This is a genomic window from Rhodococcus erythropolis R138 (genome assembly GCF_000696675.2).
In the GTDB taxonomy this organism is placed as follows: domain Bacteria; phylum Actinomycetota; class Actinomycetes; order Mycobacteriales; family Mycobacteriaceae; genus Rhodococcus_F; species Rhodococcus_F erythropolis.
The window spans coordinates 4,426,498-4,439,359 of the sequence record NZ_CP007255.1; the positions used below are offsets into that span (position 1 = coordinate 4,426,498).

Annotated in this window: 12 protein-coding genes; 4 read left to right on the plus strand and 8 right to left on the minus strand. The window is 63.8% G+C overall.

Translation table 11 applies throughout. The features are described 5' to 3' along the window. Positions 1 to 62: 62 nt before the first annotated feature. Positions 63 to 2,324, minus strand: a complete 2,262-nt coding sequence (gene recG, locus H351_RS20285; RefSeq protein WP_029255116.1) for an ATP-dependent DNA helicase RecG — start codon at positions 2,322 to 2,324, stop codon at positions 63 to 65. A gap of 73 nt (positions 2,325 to 2,397) precedes the next feature. Then, positions 2,398 to 4,107, minus strand: coding sequence for a DAK2 domain-containing protein (locus tag H351_RS20290; protein ID WP_029255115.1), 1,710 nt, complete (start codon positions 4,105 to 4,107; stop codon positions 2,398 to 2,400). A gap of 348 nt (positions 4,108 to 4,455) precedes the next feature. Here H351_RS20290 and rpmB point away from each other — a divergent pair, with 348 nt between their 5' ends. Continuing rightward, positions 4,456 to 4,647: a 50S ribosomal protein L28 gene (gene rpmB, locus H351_RS31495; RefSeq protein ID WP_003942669.1), complete on the plus strand. Its 192-nt coding sequence runs from the start codon at positions 4,456 to 4,458 to the stop codon at positions 4,645 to 4,647. 131 nt (positions 4,648 to 4,778) lie between these two features. Further along, complete coding sequence (locus H351_RS20295) at positions 4,779 to 5,573, plus strand: enoyl-CoA hydratase-related protein (RefSeq protein WP_019747947.1); 795 nt, start codon at positions 4,779 to 4,781, stop codon at positions 5,571 to 5,573. Positions 5,574 to 5,639: 66 nt separating this feature from the next. Here H351_RS20295 and H351_RS20300 read toward each other — a convergent pair whose 3' ends face one another. The 3 genes from H351_RS20300 to H351_RS20310 are packed head-to-tail and all read right to left on the minus strand — an operon-like array spanning position 5,640 to position 7,873. Next, a complete protein-coding gene (locus tag H351_RS20300) occupies positions 5,640 to 6,311 on the minus strand; it encodes a uracil-DNA glycosylase (protein WP_020907272.1) in 672 nt (223 codons plus the stop codon). Next, entirely contained in the window at positions 6,311 to 6,832 is a 522-nt protein-coding gene (locus H351_RS20305; protein WP_007729328.1) for a gamma carbonic anhydrase family protein, read from the minus strand. The genes H351_RS20300 and H351_RS20305 overlap by 1 nt, the downstream gene beginning before the upstream one ends. Before the next feature lie 9 nt (positions 6,833 to 6,841). Beyond that, on the minus strand, positions 6,842 to 7,873 hold the full coding sequence (locus tag H351_RS20310; RefSeq protein ID WP_081051172.1) for a thiamine-phosphate kinase: 1,032 nt from the start codon (positions 7,871 to 7,873) through the stop codon (positions 6,842 to 6,844). A 77-nt stretch (positions 7,874 to 7,950) separates the two neighbouring features. Here H351_RS20310 and H351_RS20315 point away from each other — a divergent pair, with 77 nt between their 5' ends. Then, positions 7,951 to 8,643: a DUF3515 domain-containing protein gene (locus tag H351_RS20315; protein WP_078377411.1), complete on the plus strand. Its 693-nt coding sequence runs from the start codon at positions 7,951 to 7,953 to the stop codon at positions 8,641 to 8,643. Here the strand turns inward: H351_RS20315 and H351_RS20320 are convergent, their stop codons facing one another. The 3 genes from H351_RS20320 to H351_RS20330 form a co-directional block, all read right to left on the minus strand. Further along, positions 8,644 to 9,750 carry a D-alanine--D-alanine ligase family protein gene (locus H351_RS20320; RefSeq protein WP_024487352.1) on the minus strand — a complete coding sequence of 369 codons (1,107 nt, stop codon included), beginning with the start codon at positions 9,748 to 9,750 and terminating at the stop codon, positions 8,644 to 8,646. 72 nt (positions 9,751 to 9,822) lie between these two features. Further along, positions 9,823 to 10,974 (minus strand): cystathionine gamma-lyase, encoded by a 1,152-nt coding sequence (locus H351_RS20325; RefSeq protein WP_037119384.1) that lies wholly within the window; start codon positions 10,972 to 10,974, stop codon positions 9,823 to 9,825. Next, positions 10,971 to 11,969, minus strand: a complete 999-nt coding sequence (locus H351_RS20330) for an NAD(P)H-dependent glycerol-3-phosphate dehydrogenase (RefSeq protein ID WP_029255111.1) — start codon at positions 11,967 to 11,969, stop codon at positions 10,971 to 10,973. The genes H351_RS20325 and H351_RS20330 overlap by 4 nt, the downstream gene beginning before the upstream one ends. Before the next feature lie 126 nt (positions 11,970 to 12,095). Between H351_RS20330 and cofC the strand changes: the two genes are divergently transcribed. Beyond that, entirely contained in the window at positions 12,096 to 12,845 is a 750-nt protein-coding gene (gene cofC, locus H351_RS20335; protein WP_081051173.1) for a 2-phospho-L-lactate guanylyltransferase, read from the plus strand. Positions 12,846 to 12,862: the final 17 nt, after the last annotated feature.

Below are 12,862 nucleotides of genomic sequence, written 5' to 3' on the forward strand. Positions count from 1 at the left end.
TGAATCGAGAAACCAACCCGGTGGTCCTCGTGCTATTCGATTTCAGCTTGTCGTCATACCCGTCACGACTTCTCGAGGTACTCGATCCGGTCGGAGTCCAGGGCAGCGGTCACCATGGAAGCGAGGGCGGGATGATCCTCGAGCGACGGATCGGAGTCGACGATTCCCTGAGCGAACTCCCTGGCGGACTCGAGGATGTCTCCGTGAGCCATGAGGGAAAGCAGCCGCAGATTCGAGGTTGTGCCAGACTGCGCCGCACCGAGGATGTCTCCTTCACGTCTGGTCGCGAGGTCGAGTTGCGCCAGTTCGAACCCGTCGTTGGTCGCTGCCACCGCCGAGAGTCGCTCGTACGCCGGCCCGCCGGGATTGCTGCCGGTGACGAGGATGCACAGTCCCTGGTGCTTGCCTCGACCGACTCGTCCACGCAGCTGATGGAGCTGACTGACGCCGAACCGCTCGGCGTCGACGATCACCATCACCGTCGCATTCGGAACGTCCACACCGACTTCGACGACAGTCGTACAGACGAGGACGTCGATGTCACCGACGTTGAACGCGCTCATCACGACGTCTTTTTCGTCGGAAGGCAGTCGACCGTGCAGCAACCCGACTCGCAGATCAGCCAGCGGGCCACTCGACAGCTCTTCGAAGACGTCGACTGCCGACTTGGTCTCGGGCTGTTTCTCCTCGGTGAACTGGTCCTCACCGGCACCCTGCTCACCGTCGCCGATGCGTGAGCACACGACATACGCCTGACGGCCAGCGGCAACGTCCTCACGGATTCGTTCCCATGCGCGATCCACCCACTGCGGCTTCTGCTTCGCGGGCACGACGCTGCTCTTGATCGGGGTTCGCCCACGCGGTAGTTCCCGCAGAGTCGAGACCTCGAGGTCGCCGAGCACCGTCATGGCGATGGTTCGCGGAATCGGCGTTGCCGTCATCACCAGCAGATGCGGACTCAGACCTTCACGGGCACGTGATCGCAACTGATCACGTTGCTCGACGCCGAAGCGGTGCTGCTCGTCGACGACAACCATGCCGAGGTTGAAGAACTCCACGTTGTCCTGGATGAGCGCATGGGTACCGATGACGATCCCGGCGTCGCCGGTCACGGCTTCGAGCAGCGCTGCGCGCTTCGCAGCGACCGGCAGCGAGCCGGTCAGAAGGGCGATACGGGTGGAATGTTCGGCCGAACCGAGTTCACCGCCTGCGGCCAGCGGGCCCATCATCTTGCGCAGTGATCGCGCGTGCTGATTTGCCAGGACCTCGGTCGGTGCGAGCAACGCGCACTGATAACCGGCGTCGACGACCTGCAACATCGCGCGCAGAGCCACGATGGTCTTGCCTGACCCGACCTCGCCCTGAAGAAGCCTGCTCATCGGGTGTGGGCGGGCGAGGTCGCTGGAGATCTCCTCCGCGACTGCTTGCTGTCCCTCCGTCAGAGTGAACGGGAGCATCTCCTCGAACTGGTCCGCGATCCCGCCGGCAACCGGAGCGCAGGCCGGCGCCACACGCTCGGAATTGTCGTGACGACGCATCGCGAGGACCAACTGCAGAGACAGCGCCTCGTCGAAACGCAGACGATCCTGAGATCGTTCGATGTCCTCCTTGGTATCCGGGAGGTGAACGGTGCGCAGTGCCTCGTCCAAACCGATGAATCCGTGCTCGGCCCGAGTCTCGGCGGGCAACGGCTCCTCGATCGGATCGAGTTGATCGAGCACTTGCCGCACGCACCGCATGATGGTCCAGCTCTCGACCTCGCGGGTCGCCGGGTACAGCGGGATCAATGCGCGGTCGAAGACGGACAGATCGAGTTCGGCGCCGGGATCCTGGTTTGCGCGAGCCAGACCGGCAAGGTCACCGGCCCCCTTGATGGATGCAAGCGGAACTACCGAATCCTCCTCGCCGACACGAGGTTCCGGGAGGATCAGGTAGCTCGGGTGGGTGAGAGACCACTTGCCGCGGAAGTACTTCACCGTCCCGGAGAACATCGCGCGCACGCCGGGCTTGATGACGTGCCGCACCTTCTGCGGGTTGAAGAACGTGACGTCGACGGTCTGCGAATCAGTCGCGAGCGATACTCGCAACATCTGCCCCGGACGGTTCTTCATCTTCACGACCGCCGCCGACGCCACCCGCGCGATGATGGTGATGTGCTCACCTTCGGGCGGCTCCTTCTCGGCAAGTTCCTTGCCTGCCGACGCGTACCGGTGTGGGTAGTGACGCAGCAGGTCCTCGACCGTCCGAATCTCGAATGCCTCGTCGAGCGCGTCCGCGGTCTTCTTTCCCAGCAGCCGATCGAGTGGGTCGGCGAGCGTCGCCATCAGTTCCTCCAGCACAGTGTCGCGGTAAGCACATGTGTTCGTATATCAGTAGTCACCGACAGACCCGGTTCGATCACTCCACACCCAACTGGAACAGGTCACCCGGCTGATCACCCTGATAGACGAGCACGTCGACGCCCGGATGGTGCGCGATGACGTGCGCCTCGAGCTGCCCGGCCAGGCCGTCCGGCGCGTCGGCGCCCATGAGTAGGGTCACGAGTTCGCCACCGGATCCGAGCGCGAGGTCGACCAGTCGCGCACTCGACTCCGCGACGTCGGGACCGATGAGCACCACCTCGTGCCCCATCAGACCGATCGCGTCACCCGGATCACACGTCCCGACGTACGTCAGCGAACGCTCGACCGCAATTCGCAATGATCCCCAGCGCGTCGCAGCCGCCGCCTCGGACATCGTGAAGCCGTCGTCGGCGACGTTGCGTTGAGCGTCGTGAACGGCAAGTGCGGCCAAGCCCTGAACCATCGACGATGTCGACAGCAGCAGAACCTGGTGAAGCGGATCGCGTGCAGCGGCACTGACTGCGACCAGTTCCTGAGCCGTCAAGGCTCCGTTCGGCAGCACCAGAACTTCACTTCGCTCCATCTGACGAATGCGGCCGAGCAGTTGCGCACGTGTCACCGGCGCGTCGTCGCACCGAAGAACCGTCGCACCCTCACTCTCGAACAACGCCGCCGCACTCTCACCGGCAACGACGGCCAGAACGCCGCGGGCACCGGCACCCGGGAATCGCCTCTCCGCCCGTGCCACCAACTGGTCGCGTTCGTCGACGAGAAAACTGCTGATGCGAATACCGTGGACCTTCCCGGCTTCGAGGCCGGCTTCGACGGCTGCACCGGCATCGCAGCAATGCACGTGCACCGACCAGCCACCGAAGCCGTCGCTGACGATGACCGTCGAATCTCCGAGGACGGACAGCCGCGTGCGCAGCGCCGTCATGCGATCGTCGTCCGAGTCGTCGACGAGGTACATGACCTCGAAATCCTGTTCCGAGTGATCACCACATTCGATCGGGCTCTTGTGAGCCCAATCGTGATCGAATGCGCTGACGTCGACAACTGCGCTCGACCTCGGGTCCGGCGTCCCCAGATCCTCGCGAACCTGCGACTTCCCGGTCACCACCTCGACAAAAGCGTCGAGGATCAGAACCAGACCGAATCCCCCGGCATCGACCACCCCGGCCGACGCCAGAACGTCCAGTTGCTCCGGGGTCTTGTTCAGCGCGATCGCAGCCGCATCGGCAGCGGCGGCAACCACGGAAGCAAGGTCCTCGCCGCTCGGCGTCTTGGTGTCGACGCACTCCTGCGCTGCCTCACCCGACGCGCGCAGAACCGTGACGATGGTGCCTTCCACCAGATCGGAGACAGCCCGAGAAGCCAGTCCCGTCGCCGTGGTCAGTGAGTTCGCAAAGCTCCGGCCGTCGATGTGCTCGCCTTGAACGCTCTCCGCGATACCCCGGATCACCTGGGAGAGGATCACTCCGGAATTACCGCGTGCACCGGACACCGCGCCCCGAGCCAGCGCGTTCGCGACGCGGCCGGCACTGCGGACGTCGTCCTCGATCGTCTCGGCGGAATCGAGCGCGGCCCGCATCGTGAACAACAGGTTGGTGCCGGTATCCGAATCAGGGATGGGAAAGACGTTGAGGCTGTTGATCTCACCGCGGCGCTTCTGGAGACTGTCGACCGCCCGGCGGGCCCAGCGCCGCAGCAGATGTCCGTCCGCGACGGATTCCGCTTCTTCGGCGACGCGTTGCACTTCCCCCACTGACGGTTCCCCTCCACGATGGACAGACAGACGATGGAAAGACTGACGATGAAAAAGAGATCGGTGATCGGTGCAGTCGAGGGTAGTCCGACGCTTCTGCGCAACCGCCATTACCGGGCGGTTTGGCCATTCGGGCCGGAAGCGGTTACTCTTACACGGTTGCCTCGAACGGGCTACACGAAATAATGCTGCACTTTGTTTGTTGCTGATTGACTGTTTTCACGTTCGACTGCACAGTGAGCGGTCAAGGATCGGTTCGAAGTCGAGTATATTCGGATTGTAATTCTGGCTGCCCTACCGTGTAGGGTAACCACTTCAATATTCATTTCTAACAAGGAGTTCGCGACTATGGCTGCCGTCTGCGACGTATGCGCCAAGGGGCCCGGCTTCGGTAAGTCGGTCTCGCACTCGCACCGGCGTACCAATCGTCGCTGGAACCCGAACATTCAGTCTGTTCGTACCGAGGTTGCCCCGGGTAACACCCGTAAGGTCAACGTGTGCACCTCCTGCCTGAAGGCAGGCAAGGTCGCTCGGGGCTGATTGCCCGAGCACAAACTATTGCAGGCTCTGCCCCCGTCACTTCGGTGACGGGGGCAGAGCTGTTTCTATGTGGCTGTATCTATGTGTCCCCGTGTTTCGTATGGCTGTCCGACACCCGTAATGTGCGTTGAGTGACTTCCATCGATGACCTGAGCAAAGTGACCCTCGACGAGGGCGTACTCCGCATCACCATTTCCACCGCCGCCAACGGCACCTCCCTCGACGACGAAGGACTGGTTCAGGGCGCGCAGGCGCTCGAGACAGTCGGAAACGACATCGGGAGCATCCTTCTGGTCGGCGAAGGCGCAAACTTCTGTGCCGGCGGCAACGTCCGTGCGTTCGCGGCTGCTCCTGACCGCGGCGAGTACGTCGCCGAGGTTGCCCGTGTCTTCCACGTGTTCGTTCGCGCGCTCGACGCCGCGACCGCTCCAGTGGTGGCCGGGGTCCACGGATGGGCTGCCGGCGCCGGAATGAGCCTGGTCTGCCTCGCCGACGTCGCAATCGGCGGCACCGGCACCAAGCTCCGCCCCGCGTACCCCTCCATCGGTTTCACCCCGGACGGCGGAATGTCGTGGACACTCCCCCGCATCGTCGGCGTGGCACGCGCTCGCGAGATTCTTCTCAACGATTCTGTGATCGGTGGCGACGAAGCCGTCCGGCTGGGGATCCTCACCCGACTCGTCGGCGACGACGAGGTCCAGGAAGAGGCAGCTCGCCTCGCCCGCGCTTTGGCCAACGGACCGAGTACGTCGTACTCGGGAATCAAAGCACTGCTGCGTTCGTCGCGGACGAACTCGCTCGCCGAGCAACTCGACGCCGAGGCTGCGTCCATCGCCCTCGCGGCGAACAGCCCGATCGGGCGCGAGGGTGTCGACGCATTCGTCGACAAGCGTCGCCCCGATTTCACTTCCGCAAAGCAGGCCTAGTCAGCTGGCATGCCGAATGTCGTGTCACGACGTTCGGCATGCCAGGTGAGTGCAGGCGCAGTTCGATCAGCCCAGATTCCAGTCGACCGGGTCGGCCCCGAGTCCGGTCAAGAGTTCGTTCGCACGACTGAACGGGCGCGAACCGAAGAAGCCGCGCGAAGCCGAAAGCGGTGACGGGTGCGCTGATTCGATGATCGGTGTGTCGCCCAGCATCGGCGCGAGAGTGGCTGCGTCACGACCCCACAAGATCGCCACCATCGGTGACGACCGCGCCACCAAAGCGCGGATAGCCTGCTCGGTCACCGGCTCCCAGCCCTTCTTGCGATGAGAAGCGGCTTGACCCGGCTGCACGGTGAGTACGCGATTGAGAAGCAGCACACCTTGTTTCGACCACGGCGTCAGATCGCCGTTCGGCGGTATCGGCAACCCGAGATCCTGGTGATACTCCTTGTAGATATTACCGAGACTTCGTGGAACCGGCCGCACGTCCGGGGCAACCGAAAAGCTCAACCCGACAGCATGACCGGGCGTCGGATAGGGATCTTGACCGACGATGAGCACCCGAACGTCGTCGAACGGATTCGTGAATGCACGCAAGACGTTCTCTCCCGCAGGCAGATACTCCCGTCCCGCAGCGATCTCTTCGCGCAAGAACTTACCCATCGCGGAGATCTGCTCCGAGACCGGTTCGAGTGCCCGCGCCCACCCTGGATCGACGATCTCTGCAAGCGGCGCCATCAGTCGAGCCTGCGCAACGCGTCGCGGTAGTACGCCGCATTGGCTGCGTACATCTTGACGTTTCCGTCGAGGTGACCGAGCGGAACTTCGTATCCCGCACGGACCTTGGCGGGCACACCGAGTGCCATGCTGCGCGGGGGAACCTGCATCTTGTTGGCCACCACCGCCCCCGCGGCGACGATCGACCCCGTCCCGATCACCGTTCCGTTGAGAACCACGGATCCCGATGCGATCAGGCAGTGGTCCTCGATGGTCGACCCCTCGATGTGCGCGTTGTGGCCCACCACGCAACCGGAACCGATGACAGTCGCATCGATGGCGGTGCAATGGATGACAGTTCCGTCCTGGATGTTGGATCCGATTCCCACCGAAATGGTTCCGTAGTCACCACGCAATACCGCCTGCGGCCAGATCGAGGTGCCCGCCGCGAGAGTCACGGCGCCGATCACCACTGCGTCCGGGTGAACGTATGCGTCCGGATGAATGTCCGGAACTCTGTCTCCAAGTGCATATACAGCCATGAAAGCAACCTATACCGCGGTGGTGCCGGTGGTCGAAAAGCTGTGCCAGCCCCCACCGCTCTCGCGAAGCGAACCGTCGACGCTCACGCCGGAACCGGCCGCAACCTCACCGATCACAGTCCAACCCGACGGAATCTCGACCTCAGGCCCGAAAGTTGCTGCAAATCCGTGATCTTCACCACCGGAGAGGATCCAGTCCAGCGGATCGACGTCGAGCGCCTCGGCCGCCGATGCGACATCGAGTGAGGTGGGAACCGCGGCCGAGACGATGTCGAACCGCACGTGCGAGGCCTCTGCGAGATGTCGAAGGTCCGCGATCAATCCGTCGGATACGTCCGTCATGGAATGTGCTGATTCTGCGGCGTCCCATGCCGATTGATACGGCGGATTCGGAACACGATGAGCGGCAAGCAAGTCTGGAAAGCTTTCGGCTTCGTCGAGCAATACGGCTTCGTCGAGCAGTAGTGCCAACCCTGCTGCCGAGCAACCGAACAACCCGGCGACCGCGATCTTGTCACCGATCTTTGCTCCCGAACGCAGAACTGCCGGACGGCCACCGAGATCGCCGAGCACGGTCACCGACACCACGACCACCGGCGACTGGACCAGGTCACCGCCGACCACACCGGCCCCCAGATCAGTTGCCGCGTCCCAGATTCCCGCGGAGATTGCGTCGATCACGTCGACCGGAGTCGAAGGCGGGCATCCCAGAGACACGGTGAATGCCGTCGGCCGCGCTCCCATCGAGACGACGTCCGCAGCGTTCTGTGCCACTGCCTTTCGGCCGATGTCGCGTGGCGAAGACCAATCCATTCGGAAATGCCGACCTTCGACCAGCATGTCGGACGAGACAACCACACGGCCGTCTCCGGACGTCACGATCGCGGCATCGTCGCCCGGCCCCAATTCGGTGGTGACCGGTTGGATTCGGCCGACCAGAGATCGCGCGATCACGTCGAACTCCCCCACCTGTTCAACAGTGTGCTCTGACCCGAACTCCGATGATGCAGCGAACTCCGATGATGCGATGAGTGTCTCCAATGCCGACGCAATTCGCTCGTAAGCGGCCTGCGGTACCTTCTAGCTGTGGTCGTGAATGCTTCTGCAAGCTCACGCGTGTGTCGGCAATCCTACCGATTCACCGACGTGCCCTGCGAAGTGACGAGACCGCTGATCGACTGGACCAGGACCCGAGCGAAGAACTGAGCATGGCAGAAAACACCTCCACCGCAGACAACGCCGACATCGACCCCGATAGCGACGACGATCCGTCCGAGCGCCGCAGTCCGGCGCTGATCGCCACCGCCATCGCGCTCCCGGTAGCCCTGATCGTCGGAGTGGTGATCGCGGCCGTCGTCGCGGGAAACAACCCTGAACTCTCGCCGGTAGCGCTGGGACCCGTACCGGCACCGGCAGCGGAGTCGGAGGCCTGCGTTTCCCTCCTCGGTGCGCTCCCCGACAAGATCGACGACTTCACGAAAGCCGAGTTGGTTGACCCCGCTCCGGCTGGAGCGGCAGCTTGGCAGCGCAGCGAAGGTGAGCCGATCGTGTTGCGCTGCGGGCTCGACCGTCCGACCGAGTTCGACCAGGCTGCAGCACTACAGGTTGTGAACGGTGTCCAATGGTTCCAGGTCTCGGGAACCGACGTCGGTCTGGCTGCGAGCACTTGGTTTGCCGTAGACCGCGGTGAGTACATCGGTATCACGATCCCCGACGGGACCGGCCCGACGCCGATTCAGGAGATCTCCGACACCATCACGGCGACTCTCGAACAGAAGCCCCTCGACCCGGCGCCGGTCGCGGTTCCCTGATCAGCGAAGTCCGGTACCGCGAGCGATGGCGGTGTCGACCAGTGTCGAAATCAAAGTGCGGTAATCGATTCCGGTGGCGTTCCACATCTTCGGATACATCGAGATGGAAGTGAACCCGGGCATCGTGTTGATCTCGTTGATCACCGGGCCGTCAGCCGTGACGAAGAAATCGACCCGCGAGAGTCCCTGGCAATCGAGTGCCTTGAACGCGCGGACTGCAAGCTCCCTGATCTGGTCGCTCACCGACTCGTCGAGTTTCGCGGGGATGTCGAATTCGCAGACGTCGTCGAGGTACTTGGTGTCGAAGTCGTAGAACGCGTCCGAATCGGTGTCGGAATCCGGCATCCGGATCTCAGCGACCACACTCGCCTTGACGTCACCGTTCGGGAATTCGAGGACGCCGCATTCCACCTCACGGCCGATGATCGCGCCTTCGACGATCACCTTGGGATCGTGCAGGCGCGCATGAGCGATCGCCCCGTCCAGACCGTCCCAATTGCTCACCCGGGTGATGCCGATGGACGAACCACCACGAGCGGGCTTCACGAACACGGGAAGGCCCAACTCCGCCTTCTGCTCTTCGGTCAGCGTTGCGATTCCCGGTCGAAGCACGACCTGCACTCCGACGGGAAGTCCTTCAGCGGCAAGAAGCTTCTTCGTGAACTCTTTGTCCATGCCGGCGGCGCTGGCCAGGACTCCGGGTCCGACATACGGAACCCCGGCAAGTTCGAGCAATCCCTGAATGGTGCCGTCTTCGCCGTAAGCCCCATGCAGAACGGGGAAAACGACGTCGACCGACGCGAGCACAGCACCGGCGTCGGAGCCGTCGAAGGAGATGACCTCGCCCTCGCGGGTGGGGTCCGCGCTGAGGACCACCGACGTTCCGTCTTTGTCGACCGACGGCAACGCGCGCCCGCTGATCGCGAGGGAGCTGGGGTCGCTCGACCCGAGGACCCAGGAACCGTCGACTGTGATGCCGATCGGTACGACGTCGTACCGATCCGGGTCGAGGTTGCTCAGGACGCTTCCGGCGGAAACACAGGACACTGAATGCTCATTGCTCCGGCCACCGAAGATCACGGCCACGCGGGTACGGCTGCTGTTCACGCGTCAAACCGTACCGCCGAATCGACTTCGGCACGCGATCGGGCCGGGCCGGAAATCATCGACGTGGTCCGCTCACGCGTCGAGCGCGCGCTCGATGTCGGCCAGGAGATCGGCGGTGTCCTCGATGCCACAAGCGATTCGGACAAAACCCGCACTGACCGGATCGCCCCAGCGCGCACGACGATCCGCCGTCGTGTGGATCCCACCGAAGCTGGTGGCGGCCGTGACGAGATTGCTCGCTTCGACGAACGAGTGGAATGCTTGAGCCGAATCCAACTCGACGCTCACCAATCCGCCGAATCGTTTCATCTGACCGGATGCCGTTGTGTAGGACGGGTCACCGCGAAGGCCGGGATAACGAACGGACCGGACCGCTCTGTGTCCAGCCAACATCTCTGCCAGGGCCAGCGCGTTGTCGCACTGACGCCCGAATCGCAGGCCTGCCGTGCCGAGACTCCGGTGCGCAAGCCACGTCTCGAAGGGGCCGAGCACTGTTCCCGAAAGAAGTCGCTCACGCTCGATCAGCTGACTCACCGCCGCATCGCAAGTAGCGACGTAACCCATCAGGAGGTCACTGTGCCCGCTGAGTGCCTTGGTACCGCTGGCCACCACGACGTCGGCACCCAATTCGAGCGGGCGCTGCCCCAGCGGTGTTGCAGTCGTGTTGTCGACGATCAGCAGCGCGCCCGATCGGTGACACACGTCGGCGAGCACGCGAAGGTCGACCACGTCCAGCACCGGGTTGGACGGCGTCTCGGCGACGACGACCACGCGACCCGGTGACGCGTCGAGCAGATCCGCGAAGCTCGCGTCGCCCATCTGCAGGGTCGAGACTTCGCGAACGGTGATTCCCAACGGAGCCAACCGTTCGTTCGCGTACAACCGCACCTGGTAGTACCCGTCCGAGGGCACGACGACGGTATCCCCGGCGACGAGCACGCTGCGCAAGGTCGCTGTGATCGCAGACATCCCCGACCCCATGACGAGTGCGTGGTCCGCCCCTTCGAGCGCCGCGAGCGCCGATTCGAGTCCGCGCCAACCCGGGTTCGACGCTCGAGCATAGGTATCGGACTCGGAGCCTTCGTCCACCGAAAGCTGGTACGGCGCAGCAAATATCGGGCCCATCTGCATGGGCTGACCCGCAGCGTGTTCGCGCGCAACGGCGCTCACGCTGCGCGTCGAATCCCCGTAACCCTCGAAGTCACTCACACCGATTTCACTCATTCCGGCTTCGTCCGGCGTCCGAGCAACTGACCGATCGCATCGCTGACGGCCATGCCTTCGTGGCACACCCGATGGACCGCGTCGGTCAACGGCATCTCCACGTCGTAGCCGGCAGCGAGTGCGCGTACCGACGTGCACGACTTCACACCCTCGGCGACCTGACCGTTGGTTGCCTTCTGTGCCGATTCCATCGACCCGCCCCGTCCGAGTCGCTCTCCGAACGTCCGGTTTCGCGACAACTCGGACGTGCAGGTCGCGACCAGGTCACCGACGCCCGCCAAGCCTGCAAGCGTCGACGCCTTGGCGCCGAGCGCGACACCGAGCCGAATCGTCTCGGCGAGACCACGGGTGATGATGCTGGCAACCGTGTTGTCGCCGAATCCACTACCGGCGGCCATGCCGCAGGCCAGCGCGATCACGTTCTTGCACGCGCCACCGATCTCGCAACCGATGACGTCGGAGTTGGTGTACGGCCTGAAATAGCCGGTAGCGCAAGCATCCTGGAGAGCGAGGGCACGCGAGGAATCCGAGCAGGCGATCACCGTGGCCGCTGGCTGCCCGCTGGCGATCTCGTGTGCAAGATTCGGGCCCGAGAGCACCGCGACGCGCCCCGGTTCCACGCCGGTCACCGACACGATGACCTGGCTCATGCGCATGAGCGTCCCGGTCTCGATTCCCTTGGCCAGACTCAGCAGAGTCGCATCGGGTCCGATCGAGCCTTTCCACTGCTCCAGGTTTCCCCGTAGCGACTGCGAGGGAACCGCCAGCACGATGAAGTCAGCGCCTGCCATCGCCTCCTCGTGGTGGTGGGTCGCGCGAATCGACGAAGGCAAAGCAATGCCCGGCAGATAGTCGCTGTTCTCGTGTGCGGTGTCGATGCGCTTCGCGACCTCTTCACGCCTGGCCCACATCGTCACGTCGGTTCCGGCCTCGGCCATCACCTTGGCCAACGCTGTTCCCCACGAACCTGCGCCCAATACAGCTGCCTTACTCACACGCTCACCCCGTCTACCCGGCGAAGCGGGTCGCCGCCAGAAAAATCGTCTGCACAGAGTATCGCCTGTGGTGCACTGCGGTGGGCAGCCGCGGACACCGAGCGTGATGACTGGCAAGATCGAGGGATGGACAGCGCGGAACCCCCGTACCCACACGTCGTGGAGACACCGCATGCGCGCACGGAGATCGAACGCCCCATGCATGCGATAGTGGCCGTCAAGTCCTTGAGATCGGCCAAGTCCCGGCTCGCGGGCGAACTCGACGCGGACGCGCGTGCAGACCTCGTGTTGGCCATGCTTCACGACACCCTCGCGACCGTTGCCGCCGTCTCTGCCATCGACACCGTCACGGTGGTCACCCCAGACCCGACCGTTGCCGCTCTTGCGTATTCCGTCGGCGTGACGGTCTACGCCGATCCAGCTCCCGACATCTCGCTGACCAACGGCGCCTCACCGCGCGCGGAGGAAACCCTCAACGCAGCGTTGAGTGCAGCGGCCGCCGATATCCGAGCCAAACGCGGAGTGGTCGACCTCGTTGTGCTGCAAGCCGACTTGCCCGCGATGCGACCGAGCGAACTGACGGAGGCCGTGGCCGCCGCCCGAAGCGGTGGACGTTCAGTCGTCGTCGATCACCACGGCACCGGCACTTCCGCATTGTTTGCGTGTGGCGAGAGTGCGCTCGACCCCCGATTCGGTCCGGAATCCGCACGGGGACATGCTAATTCAGGTGCTCGTCCACTCAACGGCCAATGGCCGGGACTGCGCACCGACGTCGACACCCACGCCGACCTCGACACCGTGCGCGCACTGGGAGTAGGCCCCGCGACATTGGCTTCGTTGACCAGACTCAAGGCCACGCCGTCGAACAGTCGATGAATTTTCTTTCATCGATT

Bases quoted from the DNA above. Each gene is read 5' to 3' on its own strand.
- recG (WP_029255116.1), bottom strand. From the start codon at position 2,324: ATGGCGACGCTCGCCGACCCACTCGATCGGCTGCTGGGAAAGAAGACC.
- rpmB (WP_003942669.1), top strand. From the start codon at position 4,456: ATGGCTGCCGTCTGCGACGTATGCGCCAAGGGGCCCGGCTTCGGTAAG.
- H351_RS20300 (WP_020907272.1), bottom strand. From the start codon at position 6,311: ATGGCGCCGCTTGCAGAGATCGTCGATCCAGGGTGGGCGCGGGCACTC.
- H351_RS20305 (WP_007729328.1), bottom strand. From the start codon at position 6,832: ATGGCTGTATATGCACTTGGAGACAGAGTTCCGGACATTCATCCGGAC.
- H351_RS20325 (WP_037119384.1), bottom strand. From the start codon at position 10,974: ATGAGTGAAATCGGTGTGAGTGACTTCGAGGGTTACGGGGATTCGACG.
- cofC (WP_081051173.1), top strand. From the start codon at position 12,096: ATGGACAGCGCGGAACCCCCGTACCCACACGTCGTGGAGACACCGCAT.